We start from the raw sequence: 19109 nt of genomic DNA on the forward strand, positions 1-19109 counted from the left end.
CTCAATCTAAGTTTTTCTTTTCTTATCAAAATCGGACCCTGGTCGCGATACTTAAGTCCATCTGCTTGTTTCGATTAACAAGTTTTCATCCAAGTCCGTTTCTATTTTTGTCTTGCCCCCGAGACTGAGAATGAAAACTAATAAATTAGATAAGAATGAAAAGATTACCAACGAATCTAAAGCTGATCGGCGGTTACGCGATCTATTTCGAACTGATTCTAATTATATATAAGATAGCTTTTCTTTGGGTCTATGCTTATCGCTTAGAAGGCGCATCCGTCAGCGAGGTGCTTCTTGCGATTCTAGTCGGTTTTCGTTTTGATATTTCCGTGATCGCAATGCTTTTAGGGCTGTTTGCGTTTCTATCAAGCCTTCCTTATTTGAATCGTTATAAATTCTTTCATTTCATCTGGGGCTACTTTCCGATCCTGATTGGGATCTGGCTTATCTCGCATTTGATTGCTGATATCGTTTATTTTGAGAATGCAAACAAGCATATCGGATATGAAGGTTTTGTATTTATAGGCAAGGACATGGGAGTGATCCTAAAATCCGCCTTTGAGAATAATCCTCTCTTGGCTGTCGTTGCTTGTCTTCTTCTCTTAGTTTTCTTACCGCTATCTACAGTTTTATTCTTAAGATACAATCCTTATAGATATAACCCTGAGAATTGGAAACGAGATACGTTCTTATCAGCTGTTATCTTAGTTGTTGTTATCTTCGCGATTCGAGGAGGAATACAAGAAACTCCTTTGAGAGCGAGTAACGCGATCGTTTCGGGACATTCTTTCGTAAACAATATCGCTTTGAACGGCGTGTTCACTTCGATCATGGATTTGAAGAGCCAATCCATCCCGAACTATCTTAAGTTCGAGAGAGAAGAGGCGATCCGAATCGTAAAGGAAGATGTTTCTTACGAAGGTGCCGAGTTTGTAGGAAAAAAATATCCTTTGCTTAGAAAGCAAAAGGAAACGAATCCAGGCAAGCCTCCTAATATTGTTCTCATTCTTTTGGAGAATTGGACAGGTAAGTTTATCGATCCGATCAGTGACGGAAAAATTTCCGGAAAAGAGCTGACTCCGAATTTCAATCGTCTTCTTCGTAAAGGAAGATTTTATACTCGTTTCTTTGCTTCAGGAGGAAGGACGACTAACGGAATGATGTCAGTCCTTACTGGATTTCCGGATCGTCCAGGATTGACTGTGGTCAGAACTCACCAAGTATTGGGAAATTTTTCGGGTATCGGAAATATCTTCAAGGACTTGGGCTATGAGACTTTCTTCGTAACTGGAGGGGATCTGAGTTTCGATAATAAGGCGACTCTCATGCCTCACTGGGGTTTTGACACTGTACTTGGAAAAAAAGAAATAGCTGCATTCAATAAATTTAAAATAGGTGCCTGGGGCTACGATGATGCAGACGTTCTGGAGGTCTTGCATGAAAAGATCTCTCAGTCCAAGAAACCTTTCTTAGGTGTATCTCTTACACTTTCTACTCACTATCCCTATAGAGCTCCCGATTCTAAGTTCAGAATCTTTGGTGAAGATGAAAGGGATTTTGAATATCTGAATGTTTATCATTATGCGGATTGGGCGATTCAGGACTTTATGAATCGAGCGGAGAAGTCCAAGTATTTCGATAATACGATCTTTGTTTTCGTGGCAGATCACACTCATCATAGATACTTGGATTACTATGAAGATAGAAATATTCCGTTCTTGATCTATGCGCCAGGTAAGATCAAGCCGGCCATAGACAATCGAAATGCTTCTCAGTTAGATGTGATCCCTACAATTTTAGGTTTAGTAGGAAAAGAGACTTACTTCTCCGCAATGGGCCGTAACCTTCTTTCACCTCAGAGAACAGAGTCTGCATACTTTGCTTATGGAAATCTAATCGGCTGGATCGAATCTAGTTTATTCTATATTCATTTCGTAGATGGAAATCGAAATCTAAAGTACTCTGCAATCGGACCAAGAGGAGAAGTGACTCTTTGCGAAACGGATCCTAAGGTCTGCGAATCGCATTTTCGTAAGGCGAGTGCCTTCTTGAATTTGAGCCATGAATTGATGAATCAGAATCAGATCTTTCCTACGAAAGAAGAACTCCAAAAGAAAGAGTTCTAATCATTTCTCTTTCGGTTTTTTAGGATCAGGTTCGGAGCTGCCTCCGCCAAATAAGCTTGTAACTCCGTCCCAAAGATCTCTTACATATTCCCCGATGACGGAGCCTGCGACTCCACCTGCATAAGGTCCGCCTAAAGGAATGAGATAGGGGCCGAGCAAAGTCATCCCAGTATAAATACTTCCTAACCAGATTGGGTCTACATAAGGAATGCTTTTGCCGAAAGTTCCAGCATATATAATAGGAACGTGAAGTCCTTTACCTAGATACTTTCCACCGAGCCGAAGATGCAATCTCATATCTATCTTCTTATCGAAACCTAGACTTCCTCTTCCATCTACGTCCATTCCACTGTCAGAGATCTCTAGTTTCAAATTAGGAAAGAACATCTGATTGCCGGATACTTTTACATCCGACTTGAGAGAAGTGAATTGCAGTTTTCTTCCATCGACTCCTTTTAAAGCTATCAGCTTTCCGACAGTATTCAAGACCGGGATCATGAAGTTCGCATAACCGAGAAGCTCTCCGTTTTGCACAGTAATGCTGCCATTGCCTTTCATGTTGGAGAATAATTCAGTGACCGAATCCTTGGAGTGATCTCGAATAGAAGTTTCAAAAGAGAACCAACTGGATAATTCTCCGATCATCACTCTTTCCGATACGTACGGAAGAAGGACACGATCCACCTGCAATCTATGTGCATCTCCTTCTACTTCCATGCGAGGGATCTTAGGATAGATCTTTGCCTTTCCTAAAATTTCTCCATTATAGATGTATGCATGGAATTTGGGAATGGAAAGCAATGGATCCACATATTTCGCTTCTAAGCTGATATAAGGAAATCTATGTTTGAATGCGAAGAAATTATTCAGCTCACCGGTAAAGTAAAAGATTCCTGGCGGTGAGTTAGGGTCGAATAGATCGTCCTTTACTTGGAATAGTTTTCCAAGCTTTAGAATATTATGATAATCTCCGTATTCGGATTTAATATAAAATTGGCCAAGGCTTCTGTTCTTCCAGTTTACGCTTCCTTTCGCGCTTATCTTAGCTACTCCCTCCCATAGACCTTCTATGAAAGGAAATGCGATTTTCTGTTGCAGAGGATCCAGATCGAAATCGGCATTTAATTTTATATTTCCAAAAGGGAGACCGCCTTTATAGGCCAGATCTTTGATTTGGTTTCTTACTCTAAAACTAAATATATTTCCTTCTTCTTTATAGACCTCTATTCGTCCCGAAACCTTGGTTTTGGAAAAGTCGGCCAATGGAAATACAAAGAATAGATCTCTCAGAAGTGAAAGAGATAGATCGTCGATTTTTAGAACGGCAGAGAACTTTGCCTTTTCTAAATCCCAAGGAAACTTAAGAAGAGCTCCGGAAAATTCTAGGTCTATAGGTTGATCATCGATAGATCCGTTGAATACTATGTCCAGATCAGTTTCGTAAAAAGAAACGGATGCCTTAGACTTACTGAAATAGACCTTATAATTCCGATCGTGATTGTCTTCTCTGTATTCGAAAGTGAAATTATTGACTTCAAGATTCTTTAAAGCTGCGGAAATAAAATCGCTGGCACTCAGACCTATTTTCGAATTCACATCGTCTAGAAGTATCTTGACATTGGTCCTGACTTCTTTTTCCTTCTCTTTGTCTTTTAAATATTCTTGAAGGTCAAAGGAGCCGTCTTTTCTTCTTTGAAGATAAAGAGATCCTCCGTTGATCGATATATCTCTGATCTCTATTTTTCTTTTTAAAAGTCCGAACCATGAAATATCAATATCAACTTTGTCGCTGACTGCGATAAGTACAGAATTCTTTCGGATCTCGATCTGATTCAATTCTATACCAGGAAAAGGAAAAATGTAGAGATCGGATTGAGCTACTTGGATATCGAGTCCAGTAGAACTTCTAAGTTGGTTTAGTATGAATTCCTTATATACTTCTTTCTTTTCAACGAAGGGAATATATATGATCAGAGAAAATATTACGAAGAAGAATGCAATGAGCGTAACATAACGGATTTTCTTTTCTTCGAGATAGCCGTTGATTACATCCCAGGAGCGCATGATTTAGTTTCCATCAGGAAAGTGACAAAAAGATTTCTGTCCGTTACCGATCTCTTTCCATTTTGGGGTCTCTTGGGAGCAGATCGATTGAGCAATAGGGCATCGGGTATGGAAATGGCAACCTTTCGGTTTGTCGAGAATGCTTGGAACTTCTCCTTGCAAAGGTGACTTTTTCATCTTTCGATTTTCTACTTCGAATACGGCTCCGAACAAAGCCTTTGTATAAGGATGAGAAGGCCTTTCTACGATCTTATCTTTCGGTCCGATCTCAACGATCCTTCCTAAATACATGACTGCGATCTTGTTAGAGATGGATTTTACGATTCCTAGATCGTGAGAAACGAATAAATAGGAAAGTCCGAACTCTTCTTTGAGCTGATCCAAGAGTGAAAGAACCTGAGCTTGATTGGAAACATCCAACGCGGAAACTGCCTCGTCCAAGAGAACAAATTCTGGTTTCAAGATCAATGCTCTCGCGATCGCTATCCTTTGTCTTTGCCCTCCGGAAAATTCGTGAGGATATCTGCTCAAGATCTCCGGAGAAAGTCCTACTTTCTCTAAAATAGTTGAGGCTTCTTTTTCCGCTTCTGAGTCGGTGTATTTTCCGTGAATGAAAAGTCCCTCAGTTAAAATATCCTTAATATTTCTGCGTGGATTCAAAGAAGCGTACGGATCTTGGAATACGATCTGTATTTTTTTTCTAAGAGGTAAGAAGTCCTTTTCTTTGAGGCTAAGTATTTCTTGTCCTTGAAAGAAGATGGAGCCCGAATCAGGTTTTAATAAGCGAAGCACTGCTCTACCCAAAGTGGATTTGCCGCAGCCGGATTCTCCCACGAGACTGAAGGTCTCACCCTGCTCTAGTTCTAAGCTTACATTCTCGACCGCTTTGAGCCTAGACTTTTCTCTTCCGAAAAAGGTTTCTTTTCCGTAGCTTACATGAAGATCTTTGATCTCTAAGAGGCTCATACCGCGGCCTCCTTCTTATCATCTAAGAAGCAAGCAGAGAGATGCTTATGTGCATTCCGATCTTTTAATATAGGTTTCGAGTTCTCGCATTCCCCGAAGGTATATCTGCAGCGATTCGAATAATGACATCCCTTAGGATAATTTCCGGGAGAAGGGACCCTGCCTTCTATAGGCTTGAAGACACCTGTTTTTGCAAATTGAGACGGTAGAGAATTCAATAGGTCTTTCGTATAAGGGTGAGAAGGATGATCGAGCACGTCATCTACAGTTCCGATCTCAGCAATTCTTCCCGCATAAAGAACGCAGATCCTATCTGCAATATGACTGACCAAACCGAAATCATGAGAGATAAATAGCACGGAAAGACTTAGTTTCTCTTTCAATCTCAAAAGAAGATCCACAAGTTGAGCTTGGACAGTAACATCCAAGGCCGAAGTAGGTTCGTCAGCAATCAGCAATTCAGGATCGCACATGAGAGACATACCGATTCCAACTCTCTGTAGGATCCCACCACTCAATTGATGTGGATAGCAGTTCATCCGCATCTTTATATCAGTGATTCCCACAGAAGCTAAAAGATATTCGGCTTTTTCTTCCGCTTCTTTACGGCTTCCTAATTCATGAGATAGAAATGCTTCGCACATTTGCTCCTTGATCTTTAGCAAAGGATTTAATGCGGAGAAGGGCTCTTGAAAAATATACGCGATCTTATTTCCTCGAATATTCCTCAAGGTATCTGAGCTTGCTTTCAATAGATCCTTATCCTCGAATAGCACTTCTCCTTTGGAATAACGGAAAAGATTCAATGGAAGAAGTTTGGTTAATGCAACGGAACAAACCGATTTACCACAACCTGACTCGCCGACCAAAGCAAGCGTCTCTCCCTTCTTAATATCAAAAGAGATATTCTCCAATAGAGGAACGTACTGTCCTTCTTTTAGGAGTTCTAGATTAAGATCGTTTACTGTTAGAATGTTTTCTCGATTCATTCGTATACGACCTTATCCTTAGAATCAAAAGAATCTCGGATCCCTTCTCCTACGAAAGAAGATAGTAAAATCGTAAGTGCAAGAGCGATAGAAGGGAATCCAATCAGCCACCAGGCTCTGATATTTTCTCTTCCTTGGCTGATCATTTCTCCCCAAGAAGGATTCGGCGCAGGGATTCCATAACCCAAGAAGTCTAACGCGCTTAGGATGGAAATCGCTCCGATCAATGTGAATGGTAGAAATGTAACCAAAGGAGTAAGCGCGTTCGGTAGAATATGATTTCTCATGATCTTCCAAGAGCTGACACCTAAGGCCCTTGCAGCATCCACATATGTAAGCGTTTTGGATCTATAAAATTCTCCGCGCATGTACATGCTAATTCCGATCCAACTCAATGCGGAGTACGTAACTCCCAATACGACGAATCCTCTTCCGAAAAAGGAACCCATGATCAGGATCAAATATAAGAATGGAATTGCAGAGAGTATTTCGATAAATCTCTGTATGATGATATCCGTTCTTTTTCCGTAATAACCTTGGATCCCTCCGATCATAGTGCCGAAAAGGAATTCTATAAAAACTAAAATCAGTCCGAAACTAAGCGAATTCCTATATGCATAAAAGATGCGAGTGAATACGTCTCTTCCTCTATCATCGGTTCCCAACCAATGCTTTGTGTTCGGAGCAGAAGGAGGATTATCATCCTTCTCCATAGTTTCTAAGCTGTCTTCGTTGTATCCGTAGGATACCGGAGGAAAAAGGATCCAATTGTTTCCATTCAGGAAATCTTCTCTACTAGAGAGCCTTTTATAATTTGTAGGAGAAAGCTCCGTGCCTCCGAAATCCTTGTCGGTATAATAGAAAAAGATCGGAAATTTCCAGGAATGCGAATAGGAAACAATCCAAGGTTGATTATTAACTAGGATAGGAGCAAATAAAGAAACTCCGTAAGAAATTCCTAAGACCCAAAGAGAGATCCAAGCCTTTCTATTCGCTTTAAATTTTTCGAATCTTCTTTTGAATAAGGAATTCATGCTTCGAAATTGATCCTTGGATCGATGAGTACGTAACAAAGATCCGAGAGAATATTCCCGACTAAAGAAAGAAGACTTTGTATGAGAAGAAGTCCCATCATCAGATCCGTATCTCTTTCTGTCACTGCCTGAAAGCTAAGAAGTCCGATCCCGTCGATACTAAACACAAGTTCTATGATCAATGAGCCCGCGAGTATCAGACTTAAATTGGAACCGAACCCTGTCGCAATCGGGATCAAGCTGTTTCTGAATGCATGCTTATAGATCGCATCCTTAAAGGAGAGTCCTTTTGACATTGCAGTTCGAACATATTCTTTGGAGATCTGATCCAAGAGAGAATTTTTCATCAGTAAAGTAAGAACCGCAAAAGAACTCGCAACATAGCAGATTACCGGAAGGAACATGTGCTCCAACCGGTCTGCTATTTGTTCGAAGAAGCCTAAGCTTTCATATTCGTCGGAGATCTCGTGTCCCAATGGAAACCAGGAGAAAACTTCTCCCGAGGCAAACACAAAGAGTAAAAGCATGGATAACGCGAATACCGGGATTGAGTAAGCGATCAAAATAATAATGCTCGTGCTATTATCAAAACTCTCTCCGCTTCGGATCGCTTTCGTAATGCCGAGAGGTATGCAGATTAAATACGAGATCAGGAATCCTGAAAGTCCGAACGTGAGAGATACCGGGATCTTTTCAAAGATCAGTTCGTCTACTGGACGAGAATGAAGTCTGGATTCTCCCAAGTCTAATTGAGCTACTTCGGATAGCCAATAGAGATAAGCGACAGGGAGAGGCTTGTCCAGATGGAGCTTCTTTTTGAGAAGATCGATCTCTTCGGTGCTGATCCTTTTTGCCTGGGCGCCTTCTGCGCTGCCATAGCCTCTAAGTTTTGCGATCTCCCTTTCTAGGGGACCTCCAGGAGCGAGATGAGAAAGTATGAACACTATGAAGGTAATCCCAAGGATCGTGGGAAGGATCAGGATCATTCTTTTTAGAAAGTAATTTCTCATCTTTATTCGGGCCCTGCTTTGCGGGTGTAGGAGGTCCTACAGAATCCAACAATCTTCTCCGTCCGCATTTACGGATAAAGATTTTTTCTTAGGATTCGGTCGATGAAATTTTCAACGAGAAGGTTTTAACTCTAAATAGCCTTTGCCTTTCACGGTTTTTCCGTCTATTTCCCCTGCCACATTCACTCCGCCTTCCCAATAAGCCAGGCCGGTACTACTTCGAGCATCGAATTCTTGCTCCTCAAACTTGGGAGAGATATTCAGTTTAAATCGTTCGGAAATTAATTTCCATTTCAATTTGTAGGAAATATCCGTGGCATTGCTTTTCCAGGATTTGTCTTCCGGCTGAAAGTTGAGTTCGTTCTCCTTTTCAAAGGTTACAACCTTGCCGTCCGGTCCTCTAAAGCTTCCGAAAGTTTCTGAGGCTGGAGAGGATTTGCTTCTGAAATTGAAAGCCATGATATCGGAACCGTCTTCCATTTGAATACAGATCCAGTCCCAAGAAATATCCTTGGAAGAAAGATCGAATGCGGGCTCGGCTCCTTCTGGGCTACTCCATTCATGATCCATCCAGCTTGTTCCGGATTTTACATTGTATTCCTTTCCTTCAAGGTAGAGAGAGCCTTTAGTTTCCATTCTGGGAACGCTATAATAGTGAGAGTAGAATTTTGGATTCGTTCTGCTCTTTAAGGATTTTCCATTCTTACCGTGAACCAAAACATCCTTAGGCTTAGAAGAAAGTTCCAATTCTAAACCGAAACCTGCTTCTGTTCTAGGAAATGCTGAGATAGTAATGTTTCCTTGGTCGGTGACTTCCATTCGATAGTCTCCGCTCCAAAGAGAAGTGCTGTTTTGTCCTGCAACATCTCCAAGTTCTCTCTCTAAGGTTTGAGAGGTCTTATGTTTCTCTTCTTCCATATCGGAGATAGCAAAATGAACAGGATACAACGCTACCTTGGGTCCTAGATAAGCTCTAAAGAAACTGAGTTCGTAACCCAATTCCTTTCCTTGCTCTGTGTTTAAGATCCCGATAAAATAACACCATTCTACTCTATAACCTTTATGAAACAAATGATCTTGCGGAAACTTAAAGCTTTTGAAGGTGGCCGTTTTTTCCTTGTGCTCTGCCTTTCCTGGATCGGCTGCAAATCTGTCTTGGTTTGCAGTAAAAAATAAAATGGAAAGGATTAGGATGAGAAGAGTGGAAGTGAGAGACTTTCTCCGGATTTTTGTTTTTATATTTAGAATACTAAGGAGCATATAAATGCGCGTACCTCTAGGCAACGTCATAATCTTGGTAAAATTCTACGAAGGTAAGACCCAACCAAGGTTTCGTTTTGAATAAGTATATTCAACCTATTCGGCGGAATTCGGCATAAAAACTCACGAAATTCTTCTTGTTATGCGCGTTTGAAATAATGAAGTAGTTAACATGTCCAACCCGGTCCCAAGAAGTGAAAGAAAGAAAGTAAAGAAATTCTTTCAGTATGTTTTCGCTAGAATACTCGTAGGCAGCTTTTCTTTCTTTCCGTATGTTTTGAGAGGAAAGATCCTTTATTACGTCATACTTGGATTAGCAAAACTAACTGGTGCAGTTAGGAAACGGATGGAGAAGCATATTCGAATGGCTTTTCCGGATAAGAAGGAATCAGAGATTCAGGGTTACATAAAGCATAATCTTAGGGTTCTCTCTCACATGGCCAATGAGTTCTGCGAAGAGCCTAGAATGAATCAAGCCTATATAGACAAGTGGGTTGAACTTCTACCAAATAAAGAAACTCACGAACGGATCTTGAAACAAGGCGGGATCTTGGTCTTAGGTCATTTGGGAAATTGGGAAACCATGGGAGTTAGCTTATGTTATACGGCTCCCAATGCGGATCTATATGTATTTGCAAAAAGACAAAGTAATCCTTGGTCCAATGCTTGGATCGAAAAGAATAGGGCAAGCCAAAGGATCAGTTTGATCTATACGGATGAAAGCCCGAGAAAAGCTCTCACCTTATTGAAGCAAAAGAAATTAGTCGCCTTTATCTCAGACCAGGATGCTGGAAAGACGGGTACCTTTTTTCCTTTCTTAGGAAATCTAGCTTCTACGTTCATGGGTCCCGCTACATTTGCAAGAATGACGGATGCACCGATCATCTTTTGCAGTAGTTGGTACGACGAAAAAGGCAAATTATATTTCTATGTAGAAGAATTTGAAAGACCGGATCTGGATCCAAGAAAAGACGCCGAGCTTTGGGAAAGAGAATTTACATATAGATGGGTCAAACGTCTGGAGAAGGAAGTGCACGCTCATCCTGCAGATTATTTTTGGCTGCATAGACGTTGGCATACGAAGCCGGAAAATAAAGAAGAGCTAGATCGTTTTTGGAAGGAATACGAGGCGAATTCTCCCTTAAAGAAACAAAACTCGAACGCGTCCGTATAAATTATATTCTGATTTTATAATATATTAGAAGGAAGCCGGCTGGACCAGGTTTCCTCCTTTTAAGTTCACTGTATCACTGTTTTCGGATCTTTTATATGAGATCCCTTGCGAAGTGAAAAGGTCTGTGCAGACATTGCAATCCTTGACTTCTTCTCTATAGCGGATCTTAGAATCTTCGCTAAAATTCGCCCAGAGATCCTTTAATTCCAGAGGATCTGTCGAAAGATCGAATAGACGCTCCTGGGCAGGGCTGGAGGTCATATTCATGATATAATGATAATTTCCTTTGATATAACTGATTCCCACCTTATAAAGAGAGATCTCGTTATTGTTAGTGATAATGATCTTTCTATCATCACTAATGTCCTTGATCAAAGATTTTCCTTCAAGATGAGAAGTGTAGCTTCTCACATTCGAATTATTCTCTAGGTTGAGAATATCTATGATGGTCGGGATCAGATCCGTATTTGCTACGGATTTTTCAGTATTCCTTCTGATTGCCTGCAGATTGATCGAATCTTTTAAGACGGGAGGAATGTATAAAAGCATCGGGATAGAAACAGTCTCTATATAATTGCTATCTATATGGCCCAGATACTCATGTTCGAATAATGCTTCCCCATGATCCGAAGTGAAGACGACTACAGTATTCTCCAAGAATCCATCTTCTTTTAAGAAGCCGTAAACTTCTTCCAAGAGTTTGTCCATGTGACGGACGGAGTTATCATACTGATCTACAGGAGTATCGACTGCAAAGACCCGTGACTCTTCGGGAACAAGATACGGAAAATGATTCGTATTGAAATGAAGAACTCCTGCGAATTTCTTCTTATCCGTTTTTAATTCGGAAAGTTGGCGTTTGAATTCCTTTACCGTCTCTCTATCATCGATCCCGATATCATTGAATACTTTGAGTCCACTCTTCTCTTTGTCCCAAAGAGTATCTATTCCTGAATTCTTAAAGAATCCTTCGAAATTATTCCACTGCAGATTGTGACTGGTGATATAGAATGTAGAGTAATTCGCTGCTTTTCCGTATTCCCAAAACAAAGGATAGGTATGGGTCATAGGAACCGGCTGAGAGGGAGAAACTCCAGTTAGAATACTCGGAAAAGATAATAGAGTAGAACTGGAATTTGAATACGCCTTCTTAAATAAGAAATAACGATTTGGATCTGCACTTGTAACTAGTTTAGATAAGAACGGAGTCGTAGTTCTCTTATCATACCCGTAAATATTCAGATTTAATTTTCTAAGACTCTCGGTAACGATCAATAGTACGTTGAAATTCGGATTCGAATTTATTCTTCCGAGTTTAGGCTTATTCCTGGATTGAAGTCCGGCGGAACCTAAGCTATCTCCAGTGAGATGGTTGTATAAATTTCTCCAAACGAAAGCGATTGTATTCGTATCCGAAACATAAACCTGATCGTTAAAGCGAGTATTATTATGTAAGAAGCCGCTGATTGCTAAGAAGAGAACAACTACTGAGATCCGAACGGGGATCTGATACTTGTATTTCAAAGGCTCCTTGATTGTTGCCTGCCAGAGAGAAATACCTAAAACGACAAATAACGCAATTCCGCCAAGAGCCGCTCCCTTGGTTACTCCTCCAGCGAGAATAGTCCAACTGTTTAAAGGCTCGTTGAATATAAAAGAGAACACGAAAAAGTTCGGCATGATCCCGGTATAAGAATAATATCCGTACGAACCGATGATCGCAAATGTGTAGAAGGTCACAGCAAGAAAGAGAACGAAATAATAAAGAGCCTTGGACTTAAGTTGATGCAATAATCTTAATAGAATGATCACTGCAGAATATAGAATTATTGAATAAACGAAAGAAAGAAAATAGAAAGCCCATTGCAAAGGTTTAAAGCCAGGCAAGATCTCATCTCTTACGATGATATCAGTAAGAAGAATAACAGCCGGCACAACCCAGATAGAATGTTTTGAAACCATCCCCAGAATATTTTTTTTATATGATCCCATCTATTTCCAAGTTTTTAGACAAGAAGTAAGTCGTCAATTACATCCGTTTATAACACAAAGAGCCGAAGAATTGGAATAATTTTATAAAAAATTTCCGACCGGTGTTTAAGTTTGAAAGATGCACTAACGGTATGTTTGGCGAAGTACTTCGATCGGAAATAGAACAAACTATAAAAATAAAAGAATGTTCTTAGATCATTTGCTCTAATTGCTTTTTATAATGTCAGGAAGAGAGAAAAATACATGAGGCTATGTAGTTTAAATTCTTATCTCTTGCAAATAGATGCTGATCCAATTCGAAACTAAAAAGCCAGAATCCGGGCAGATGTACTTTAGTTCGATTGGGACATAAGAACCTGTCAGTTTCGGAAAAATTCACTGTTCTCCTAGAATTGCCCTAGAATCCTTGTATTAATCCCTCAACTATACTTTACGGAAAGTCCAATATATAAAACTTTGGTACATTATATTGACTAGGTCCCATTCAGAATTTGAGAGTCATGAAGGTTCGATTTTTATGAGTCCCTCCGAGCTGGAAGCAAAAATACAAGGCTTAGGTTTGGAAGAATCCCTTGCCAAGATCGCTAAGGAATTCCCAGGAGAAGCAGTTTTCTCCACTAGTTTCGGTTTAGAAGATCAGGTAATTACTCACGCGATCTATTCCCAGAACCTGGATATTCGTATCTTTACATTGGATACCGGCCGCTTATTTAGCGAAACGTATGAGCTCCATAAGAGAACCAACGGGATGTACGGAAAGAAGATCCAGACATTCTTTCCCGACGCGCAAGCGGTAGAAGATTTGGTGAATGAAAAAGGTCCCGATTCTTTCTACGATTCGATTGAAAATCGAAAAGAATGCTGCCATATTCGTAAGGTGGTTCCTTTGAACCGTGCCTTAAACGGCGCAAAGGTTTGGATCACCGGGATCAGAAACGATCAGTCCGGCTCAAGAGAAGGACTTCCCTCTGTTGAATTGGATGGAGCAAGAGGGATCTTAAAATTCCATCCCATCCTAGATTGGTCCTGGGAAAGGGTCCAACAATATGTCCAAGACAATCGCATTCCTTATAACCCTTTGCATGATAAAGGCTATCCTAGTATAGGATGTGCTCCTTGCACTCGCTCTATCCAGCCTGGAGAAGATTTCAGAGCCGGACGCTGGTGGTGGGAAAATGAAGCCACCAAAGAATGCGGATTGCATTGGGTCGACGGAAAACTGGTAAGAAAGAAAGGATCACAAGAATGACGACTCGAACTCGTTTGTCGCATCTCCAACAACTAGAGGCGGAATCTATTTATATTTTGAGAGAAGTGGCTGCCCAATTCGAAAGGCCAGCGCTTCTATTCTCTGGGGGGAAGGATTCGATCACATTAGTCCACCTTGCTCTGAAGGCATTTCGTCCGGGCAAGTTTCCTTTTCCTTTGGTTCATATAGATACCGGTCATAATTTTCCGGAAGCATTACAATTTCGTGATGATCTTGCAAATCGTATCGGAGAAAAATTAATCGTAAGATACGTACAGGATTCCATCGACCAAGGAAAGGCAGTCGAGGAGAAGGGAAAATTCCCAAGTAGGAATGCAATCCAAACCGTAACACTCTTAGATACGATCGCAGAGTTTAAATTCGATGCATGCATTGGCGGCGCGAGAAGAGACGAAGAAAAGGCTCGTGCGAAAGAAAGAGTATTCTCCGTAAGAGACGAATTCGGCAGTTGGGATCCTAAACTTCAAAGACCTGAACTCTGGAATATCTATAACGGAAAGATCCATGTGGGCGAGAACGTGCGAGTTTTCCCGATTAGCAACTGGACTGAATTAGATGTGTGGGAATATATCCGTAGCGAGAACATCCCTCTTCCTTCATTATATTTTTCTCATAAACGTCAGATCGTGTGGAGAGAGAACGTGGTCTTCCCGGTTTCTGAATTCGTTACCTTGGATTCTTCCGATAAGGTAGAAGAGAAAACGGTACGATTTAGGACGGTGGGAGACATGACTTGTACTGCTGCCGTAGAATCGGAAGCAAACTCTCTGGATGATATTATCCGAGAGATCCAAACTTCCAGAACTACGGAGAGAGGATCCAGATTGGATGATAAAAGATCCGAAGCTGCGATGGAAGAGCGTAAAAGAGGCGGTTATTTCTGATGGATTTATTGCGTTTTATCACTGCAGGAAGTGTAGACGACGGAAAGTCGACTCTTATCGGACGACTTCTTTATGATAGCAAGTCCGTATTCCAAGATCAATTGGAAGCGATCGAAAAAAGAGATCAGGTAAACGGCCAGATCAACTTAGCACTTCTTACTGACGGACTTAAGGCAGAAAGAGAGCAAGGGATTACGATCGACGTAGCTTATAAGTATTTCTCTACTCCAAAGAGAAAGTTTATCATCGCAGATGCACCTGGCCATATCCAGTATACTAGGAACATGGTGACCGGGGCATCTAACTCGGATTTAGCAATCATTCTGATCGATTCTCGCAAAGGAGTGATCGAGCAGACTTATAGACATTCTTATATCGCTTCTTTATTAAGAATTCCTCATGTGATCATCTGTGTAAATAAGATGGACTTGGTGGAATTCTCCCAAGAACGTTTTGAAGAGATCAAAAAGGATTATATCAATTTTGCTTCCGACTTGGATTTCAAAGGATTGGAATTTATTCCTATCTCCGCATTGAACGGAGACAATGTTGTGGACGCTTCTCCAAATATGCCTTGGTGGAAAGGAAAAACACTCTTAGGTTATTTAGAAGACTTAGAGTTGGAAGAAGACGAGAACAAGCACGATGCAAGATTTCCTGTGCAATATGTGATCCGTCCTCAAACGGAAGAACACCATGATTTCAGAGGATACGCAGGACAGGTTCGAAGCGGTGTATTTAAGAAGGGAGATGATATAGTCGTCCTTCCGAACGGTCACCGTTCCAAGATCAAATCCATTCTCACTCACGAAGGCGAGGTAGAAGAAGCATTCGCTCCTATGTCCGTGACCATTCTATTGGAAGACGAGATTGATATCAGTCGTGGAGACATGATCGTAACAGAGAAACATGTTCCGAATGTTTCTCAGGATATCGACGCGGATCTTTGCTGGATGGACGCGAGGGCTCTCGTTCCTGGAAATAAATATCTGTTTAGACAGACTACAGGCTCTGTCAAGGCCGCAGTGAGAGAGATTACTTTTAGGATAGATATTCAAACTCATCATAGACTGGATGCGTCACAACTCGCATTGAACGAGATCGGAAGGATCAAGATCCGTACTGCAAAGCCGATCGCATTCGACAATTACTCTGAGAATCGAGGCACTGGAAGTTTTGTTCTGGTTGATGAAGGAACAAATAATACGGTCGGCGCCGGAATGATCACTGGATCGAATTAATTCTAATTCTTATGCAGGAAGGAAAAGGAAAAGTATATTTAGTAGGAGCAGGTCCCGGAAATCCGGAACTAATGACTCTGCGCGCCTTAAATATATTAAAGAAAGCTGAAGTAGTTTTATACGATGCTTTGCTGGATCCTTCTTTTTTGGAATACTTTCCTGAGTCTGCGATCGTTCATTATGTGGGAAAGAGAGCTGGTCAGCATTCTGCTACCCAAGTAGAGATCCAAGATCTGATAGTACGCTACGCACTTCAGAACAAGATTGTAGTCCGCTTAAAGGGCGGAGATCCATTCTTATTCGGACGAGGCGGAGAAGAACTGATCGCCATCAAAAAAGAACAGATCCCGTACGAGATTGTTCCAGGCGTAAGCGCTTTGAGTGCAGGTTCTTCTGGAGCCGGCTTTCCTCTGACTCATAGAGGATTGTCTAGACAGGTACTGATCATGGATGGTCACACTGTCTTAGAAGAAGAAACAGATTGGACCTGGTTTGCTCAGTTCAAAGGCACAATCGCTCTTTTTATGGGAACTTCTTCCATTCAAAAAATTGCAACTAGATTGATACAACATGGTGCATCTGTTCTTCTTCCAGTCGCATTGGTAGAGAATGCCAGTCTACAAACGCAAAGAACAACGGTAACTACATTAGGCAAGATTTCTGAAGAAGGGATCTCCAAGTTTACTCCCGGACCAGGAATTATATATATCGGCGCGGTCGTTAATTTAAGAGAAGAAGGGTCCGAGTTTCAGATACCTGAACAAAGATCCTTGGGAGAAGAAACATGAACAAACTTCTTCCTGTATTCTTAAAGCTGGATGAAAAGAAGGTCCTAGTAGTAGGCGGTGGGAATGTTGCTCTCGAAAAATTGCAACACTTGTCCCAAACTGGCTGCGAGTTGACTGTAATTGCGAAGGAATGCAAATCAGAAGTATCGCAATTGCTATCTTCTGTCTCTAAGGCTAAGATCGAAATTAGAGAAGTAAATGTCTCGGACTTGGACGGCTTCGATCTGGTTTATTCCGCCACAAATGATAGAGAAACGAATCGCAAGCTAGTAGAGTATGCGAAGCAAAAGAGGATTTGGATCAATTGCGCGGATGATCCCTCTCACTGTGATTTTTATTCTTCGGCATATTTTGATAGAGGGCCGATCCGCGTAGCAGTCTCCACCCAAGGAGAATTTGCAGGGTTAGCAGGAAGTGTTCGCACGATCTTAGAAGAGATCCTTCCCCCTGAACATGATGCGGACTTGGAGGATCTGGTCCAGATCAGAAGCCTCAGCAAACAAAAATTAGGCGATGCAAATGAAAGAAAAGCCGCCTTGAAATTTCTACTGAACGAATTTAAAGAAAAATATCTCTCGCTAAACAAGAAGTTATAAGAAGCTAACAGAAGGACGAATTAGATCAATGTCAGAGCAAAAAGAACTCAGCGAAGTCGAACATATAAAAACGGCCTCTCAAGGACTCAGAGGAAAGATCGGTGTAGCTATAGAGACCGGTGCAGACGGATTCGAAGAAGACGATAAACAGCTAATTAAATTCCACGGAATGTATCAGCAAAAGGACAGGGATCGTCGTAAGGATGAGAACGGTGACTTCATCGAAAATCCTACATCCTTTATGATCCGAGGAAGAATTCCCGGCGGAAGATTAACAGCTCAGCAGTATGCTGTTTGGGATGATCTAGCCGATGAATTCGGAGGAGGAGCGCTTCGCTTAACCACTCGTCAGTCTATTCAAATGCATACCATCCTTCTCAAGGATCTGAAGCCTATTATGCAAGCAGTCCATAAGGTGAATCTTTCCACTATGGGAGCTTGCGGAGATGTTGTGCGTAACGTGACTCAGGCATTGAATCCTTGGGGAACAAAAGAACTCGGTCAATTGGATCCAGTAGCTCAATTGATCTCCGATCATTTTAAATATAAAAGTTCTGCATACGCAGAGCTTTGGTTGGGCGAAACTCAACTGAACAAAGAAATCGAGGATCCGATCTACGGAAAGACCTATCTTCCTAGAAAGTTCAAGATAGCAATTACTCTTGCGGGCGATAACTCGGTAGATATTTATACAAACGATATGGGATTTGCAGCTACTCTGGATGCAAACGGAAAGATCGACGGTTATTTCGTTTTCGCAGGTGGCGGACTTGGAATGACTCATAATAAACCGGAAACATATCCTAGAGCTGCTGACTTACTCGGATGGGTTCCTGAAAAAGATCTGATCTCCGTTGCAGAAGGTATCGTAACTTCTCATAGAGATTTCGGAGATCGTACGAATCGTAAGCATGCTCGTTTGAAATACGTTCTTGCGGATAAGGGAGCAGAATGGTTCCGCTCCGAAGTAGAACGTAGATCCGGTGCAAAATTCGATACTGACCGTCAACTTCCTAAATGGGAAACTCCTAAATACTTAGGCTGGACAGAAAGAGCGGACGGAACTCTTGCGTTAGGATTCCATACACTTTCCGGAAGGATCAAAGATTTTTCGGACAGGCCTTTGAAGACAGCTCTAAGAAAGATCATAGACGAATTCAACTTGAACGTTCAAGTCACCGCGGATCAAGACCTAGTATTAATGGGGATCCGTAAGGAAGATCGTCCTAAGCTGGAATCTAAATTAAAGGAATTTAATATTGATCCGGCCTCTCCTAAGCCTTTGTATGATCGCGCCCTTGCTTGTCCCGCTCTTCCTACTTGCGGACTGGCTTTGACCGAATCAGAAAGGACTTTTCCTCAACTCTTGGATTCTATCCAAAAGGTAATCGATAAATTGGATCTGAATGATAGGGCTCCTATCGTAAGAATGACCGGTTGCCCTAACGGTTGTGCAAGACCTTACTCAGCAGAGATCGGGATCGTGGGACAACAAGCCGGTGGAAAGTATGCTCTCTTCTTTGGTGGAAATCCAGAAGGTACCAAAGTTGGGGACTATGTTGCTAAGAAGGTAGCCTTTGCAGATATCCCGGTTCAGCTTGAAAAAGCGTTTTCGGTTTGGAAACAAGACGGAAAGGCAAACGAAAGTTTCGGTGAATTCGTAGAAAGATATTCTCTAGACAAGTTTAGAGAATTGCTCGGAGCGATGTAATTTA

At 41.5% G+C, this 19109-nt stretch carries 15 protein-coding genes; 8 read left to right on the top strand and 7 right to left on the bottom strand.

Going from position 1 to position 19109, the window contains the following annotated elements:
- The first annotated feature begins 155 nt into the window (after positions 1 to 155).
- The gene (locus EHO59_RS03855; RefSeq protein WP_135584912.1) at positions 156 to 2126 is read left to right on the top strand and encodes an LTA synthase family protein; all 1971 of its coding nucleotides are present in this window, start codon (positions 156 to 158) and stop codon (positions 2124 to 2126) included.
- On the opposite strand, the gene EHO59_RS03860 is transcribed toward EHO59_RS03855, so the two are convergent.
- From EHO59_RS03860 to EHO59_RS03885, 6 genes are all read right to left on the bottom strand, one after another.
- Positions 2127 to 4190, bottom strand: a complete 2064-nt coding sequence (locus tag EHO59_RS03860) for an AsmA family protein (RefSeq protein WP_135584914.1) — start codon at positions 4188 to 4190, stop codon at positions 2127 to 2129.
- 3 nt (positions 4191 to 4193) lie between these two features.
- Positions 4194 to 5156, bottom strand: a complete 963-nt coding sequence (locus EHO59_RS03865; RefSeq protein WP_135584916.1) for an ABC transporter ATP-binding protein — start codon at positions 5154 to 5156, stop codon at positions 4194 to 4196.
- On the bottom strand, positions 5153 to 6145 hold the full coding sequence (locus EHO59_RS03870; protein ID WP_135584918.1) for an ABC transporter ATP-binding protein: 993 nt from the start codon (positions 6143 to 6145) through the stop codon (positions 5153 to 5155). Before EHO59_RS03870 ends, EHO59_RS03865 begins: the two co-directional genes overlap by 4 nt.
- Positions 6142 to 7179 (bottom strand): ABC transporter permease subunit, encoded by a 1038-nt coding sequence (locus EHO59_RS03875; RefSeq protein WP_135584920.1) that lies wholly within the window; start codon positions 7177 to 7179, stop codon positions 6142 to 6144. Before EHO59_RS03875 ends, EHO59_RS03870 begins: the two co-directional genes overlap by 4 nt.
- On the bottom strand, positions 7176 to 8189 hold the full coding sequence (locus EHO59_RS03880; protein ID WP_135584922.1) for an ABC transporter permease subunit: 1014 nt from the start codon (positions 8187 to 8189) through the stop codon (positions 7176 to 7178). The genes EHO59_RS03875 and EHO59_RS03880 overlap by 4 nt, the downstream gene beginning before the upstream one ends.
- Before the next feature lie 111 nt (positions 8190 to 8300).
- Positions 8301 to 9449, bottom strand: coding sequence for a lipocalin-like domain-containing protein (locus EHO59_RS03885; protein ID WP_135584924.1), 1149 nt, complete (start codon positions 9447 to 9449; stop codon positions 8301 to 8303).
- 172 nt (positions 9450 to 9621) lie between these two features.
- Between EHO59_RS03885 and EHO59_RS03890 the strand changes: the two genes are divergently transcribed.
- Positions 9622 to 10623, top strand: a complete 1002-nt coding sequence (locus tag EHO59_RS03890) for a lysophospholipid acyltransferase family protein (RefSeq protein WP_135584926.1) — start codon at positions 9622 to 9624, stop codon at positions 10621 to 10623.
- A gap of 24 nt (positions 10624 to 10647) precedes the next feature.
- On the opposite strand, the gene EHO59_RS03895 is transcribed toward EHO59_RS03890, so the two are convergent.
- Complete coding sequence (locus EHO59_RS03895; protein WP_135584928.1) at positions 10648 to 12615, bottom strand: sulfatase; 1968 nt, start codon at positions 12613 to 12615, stop codon at positions 10648 to 10650.
- A gap of 517 nt (positions 12616 to 13132) precedes the next feature.
- Between EHO59_RS03895 and EHO59_RS03900 the strand changes: the two genes are divergently transcribed.
- The 6 genes from EHO59_RS03900 to EHO59_RS03925 are packed head-to-tail and all read left to right on the top strand — an operon-like array spanning position 13133 to position 19105.
- Positions 13133 to 13864 carry a phosphoadenylyl-sulfate reductase gene (locus tag EHO59_RS03900; protein WP_135584930.1) on the top strand — a complete coding sequence of 244 codons (732 nt, stop codon included), beginning with the start codon at positions 13133 to 13135 and terminating at the stop codon, positions 13862 to 13864.
- Positions 13861 to 14769 carry a sulfate adenylyltransferase subunit CysD gene (gene cysD, locus EHO59_RS03905; protein WP_135584932.1) on the top strand — a complete coding sequence of 303 codons (909 nt, stop codon included), beginning with the start codon at positions 13861 to 13863 and terminating at the stop codon, positions 14767 to 14769. Before EHO59_RS03900 ends, cysD begins: the two co-directional genes overlap by 4 nt.
- A complete protein-coding gene (locus tag EHO59_RS03910; protein ID WP_135584934.1) occupies positions 14769 to 16010 on the top strand; it encodes a sulfate adenylyltransferase subunit 1 in 1242 nt (413 codons plus the stop codon). Before cysD ends, EHO59_RS03910 begins: the two co-directional genes overlap by 1 nt.
- An 11-nt stretch (positions 16011 to 16021) precedes the next feature.
- Entirely contained in the window at positions 16022 to 16798 is a 777-nt protein-coding gene (gene cobA / locus EHO59_RS03915; protein WP_135584936.1) for a uroporphyrinogen-III C-methyltransferase, read from the top strand.
- Positions 16795 to 17394 (top strand): precorrin-2 dehydrogenase/sirohydrochlorin ferrochelatase family protein, encoded by a 600-nt coding sequence (locus EHO59_RS03920; protein WP_135584938.1) that lies wholly within the window; start codon positions 16795 to 16797, stop codon positions 17392 to 17394. Before cobA ends, EHO59_RS03920 begins: the two co-directional genes overlap by 4 nt.
- Positions 17395 to 17422: 28 nt before the next feature.
- The gene (locus tag EHO59_RS03925) at positions 17423 to 19105 is read left to right on the top strand and encodes an NADPH-dependent assimilatory sulfite reductase hemoprotein subunit (protein WP_135584940.1); all 1683 of its coding nucleotides are present in this window, start codon (positions 17423 to 17425) and stop codon (positions 19103 to 19105) included.
- Positions 19106 to 19109: the final 4 nt, after the last annotated feature.

Origin of the sequence: Leptospira semungkisensis (assembly GCF_004770055.1) — a bacterium.
Classification (GTDB): Bacteria; Spirochaetota; Leptospiria; order Leptospirales; family Leptospiraceae; genus Leptospira_B; species Leptospira_B semungkisensis.